Here is a 3,152-nt window from a genome sequence, read left to right on the forward strand (position 1 = left end):
CTGCATGAAGCCGGAATCGCTAGTAATCGCGGATCAGCATGCCGCGGTGAATACGTTCCCGGGCCTTGTACACACCGCCCGTCACACCACGAGAGCTTGCAACACCCGAAGTCGGTGAGGTAACCCGCAAGGGAGCCAGCCGCCGAAGGTGGGGCAAGTGATTGGGGTGAAGTCGTAACAAGGTAGCCGTACCGGAAGGTGCGGCTGGATCACCTCCTTTCTAAGGACGAAAAGCGGAAGCGCCGCGTTCGGCTCTCGAAGCCAAATGTTCTTCACCCGGAGGGGTGCTGGCACCCCGAGGGGGAAGGTTATTTGGCAGAAGAGAGCCAGGCGCTGGAGCTAGACAATTCGAAAAGCGGAGGCTCGCGGGTCGCCGCGATGGGCAAATGTTCTTCGCCTGCAAGGGTGCTTGCACCCGGAAGGCGAAGGTTATTTGACCCCGAGCGGCGGCGAGCCGGAGCTAGACAATTCGAAAAGCGGAGGCCGCAATGGCCAACTGTCGATACACCGCGCTTTCGTTTCGTTCGGTTTTGAGGGAATGAGAAATTCCTTCAAAAGCGCCTGTGCCTGCGTCTGCTAGCAGGTTCGGGGGAGCAAGATTCCTCGGCACAAAGCTGCAAGGAGGATTGCTCAAAGAAGCCGCTTTGCGTCTTCTAGCAGATTCAAGGAAGATGGATTCCTCGACGCAAGACTGCAGAGAAGCAAATTCAAGAAGCAGTCTCGTTTGCGTCTGCGTCTACAAGCGGATTCGGAGAAGCCGAATTCCTCGACGCAAACCAGCGAAGAAGCGAATTCAAAGGAGCTACTTCGTTCCTTGAAAACTAGATAACCGGAAAGAAAAGCGGAGGCGCCGCGATCGGCTCTCGAAGCCAAATGTTCTTCACCCGCAGGGGTGCTGGCACCCCGAGGGGGAAGGTTATTTGGCAGAAGAGAGCCAGGCGCCGACGCTAGACAGTAAGGAAGAAGCCGAGAGCGCTGTAGGTTAAGCTAGAAAGGGCGCACGGTGGATGCCTTGGCACTAGGAGCCGATGAAGGACGGGGCAAACGCCGAAACGCTCCGGGGAGCTGTAAGCAAGCGTTGATCCGGAGATGTCCGAATGGGGGAACCCACTGTCCGTAATGGGGCAGTATCCATGCCTGAATCCATAGGGCATGGAGGGCACACCCGGGGAACTGAAACATCTTAGTACCCGGAGGAGAAGAAAGCAAACGCGATTCCCTGAGTAGCGGCGAGCGAAACGGGAACAGCCCAAACCAAGAGGCGTGCCTCTTGGGGTTGTAGGACCGCTCATTGTGGGAGTGAGAAAGGAACGGGGTAGACGAACCGGTCTGGAACGGCCGGCCAGAGAAGGTGACAGCCCTGTAGTCGAAACTTCGTTCCCTCCCGAGCGGATCCTGAGTACGGCGGGACACGGGAAATCCCGTCGGAAGCAGGGAGGACCATCTCCCAAGGCTAAATACTCCCTAGTGACCGATAGTGCACCAGTACCGTGAGGGAAAGGTGAAAAGCACCCCGGAAGGGGAGTGAAAGAGAACCTGAAACCGTGTGCCTACAAGTAGTCAGAGCGCGTTCATGCGTGATGGCGTGCCTTTTGTAGAATGAACCGGCGAGTGACGATGGCGTGCGAGGTTAAGCCGAAGAGGCGGAGCCGCAGCGAAAGCGAGTCTGAACAGGGCGAAAAGTACGTCGTCGTCGACCCGAAACCAGGTGATCTACCCATGTCCAGGGTGAAGGCCGGGTAACACCGGCTGGAGGCCCGAACCCACGCACGTTGAAAAGTGCGGGGATGAGGTGTGGGTAGGGGTGAAATGCCAATCGAACTTGGAGATAGCTGGTTCTCCCCGAAATAGCTTTAGGGCTAGCCTCGGGATGGAGAGTGTTGGAGGTAGAGCACTGATTGGGCTAGGGGCCCTCATCGGGTTACCGAACCCAGTCAAACTCCGAATGCCAACGACTTATGCCCGGGAGTCAGACTGCGAGTGATAAGATCCGTGGTCGAGAGGGAAACAGCCCAGATCGCCAGCTAAGGCCCCAAAGTGCACGTTCAGTGGAAAAGGATGTGGAGTTGCAAAGACAACCAGGATGTTGGCTTAGAAGCAGCCACCATTTAAAGAGTGCGTAATAGCTCACTGGTCGAGTGACTCTGCGCCGAAAATGTACCGGGGCTAAACGTGCCGCCGAAGCTGCGGGATGACCGTTGGTCATCGGTAGGGGAGCGTTCTAAGGGCGTTGAAGCCAGACCGGAAGGACTGGTGGAGCGCTTAGAAGTGAGAATGCCGGTATGAGTAGCGAAAACAGAGGTGAGAATCCTCTGCGCCGAAAGCCTAAGGGTTCCTGAGGAAGGTTCGTCCGCTCAGGGTTAGTCGGGACCTAAGCCGAGGCCGAAAGGCGTAGGTGATGGACAACAGGTTGAGATTCCTGTACCACCTCCTTCCCGTTTGAGCGATGGGGGGACGCAGGAGGATAGGGCGAGCAGGCGGCTGGAAGAGCCTGTCCAAGCCGCAAGGCTGATCCGTAGGCAAATCCGCGGATTGTAAGGCCAAGCGGTGATGGCGACGGAGTCATCCGGAAGTCCCCGATTTCACACTGCCAAGAAAAGCCTCTAGCGAGGGAAGAGGTGCCCGTACCGCAAACCGACACAGGTAGGCGAGGAGAGAATCCTAAGGCGCGCGGGAGAACTCTCGTTAAGGAACTCGGCAAAATGACCCCGTAACTTCGGGAGAAGGGGTGCTCGTTTGGGTGAAGAGCCCGAACGAGCCGCAGTGAAAAGGCCCAAGCGACTGTTTATCAAAAACACAGGTCTCTGCGAAGCCGAAAGGCGACGTATAGGGGCTGACACCTGCCCGGTGCTGGAAGGTTAAGGGGAGCGCTTAGCGGAAGCGAAGGTGCGAACCGAAGCCCCAGTAAACGGCGGCCGTAACTATAACGGTCCTAAGGTAGCGAAATTCCTTGTCGGGTAAGTTCCGACCCGCACGAAAGGTGTAACGACTTGGGCGCTGTCTCAACGAGAGACCCGGTGAAATTATACTACCTGTGAAGATGCAGGTTACCCGCGACAGGACGGAAAGACCCCGTGGAGCTTTACTGCAGCCTGATATGGAATTTTGGTATCGCTTGTACAGGATAGGTGGGAGCCTGGGAAGCCGGAGCG

2 rRNA genes are annotated in these 3,152 nt (G+C 57.0%); both read left to right on the forward strand.

Annotated elements, in window-relative coordinates:
* Positions 1–220, forward strand: a 16S ribosomal RNA gene (locus ETC02_RS16340); the annotation flags it as partial.
* A gap of 760 nt (positions 221–980) precedes the next feature.
* Positions 981–3,152: ribosomal RNA gene (locus ETC02_RS16345) — 23S ribosomal RNA — on the forward strand; the annotation flags it as partial.

It is taken from the genome of Geobacillus sp. DSP4a, assembly GCF_013096875.1.
Taxonomy (GTDB): Bacteria; Bacillota; Bacilli; order Bacillales; family Anoxybacillaceae; genus Geobacillus; species Geobacillus thermophilus.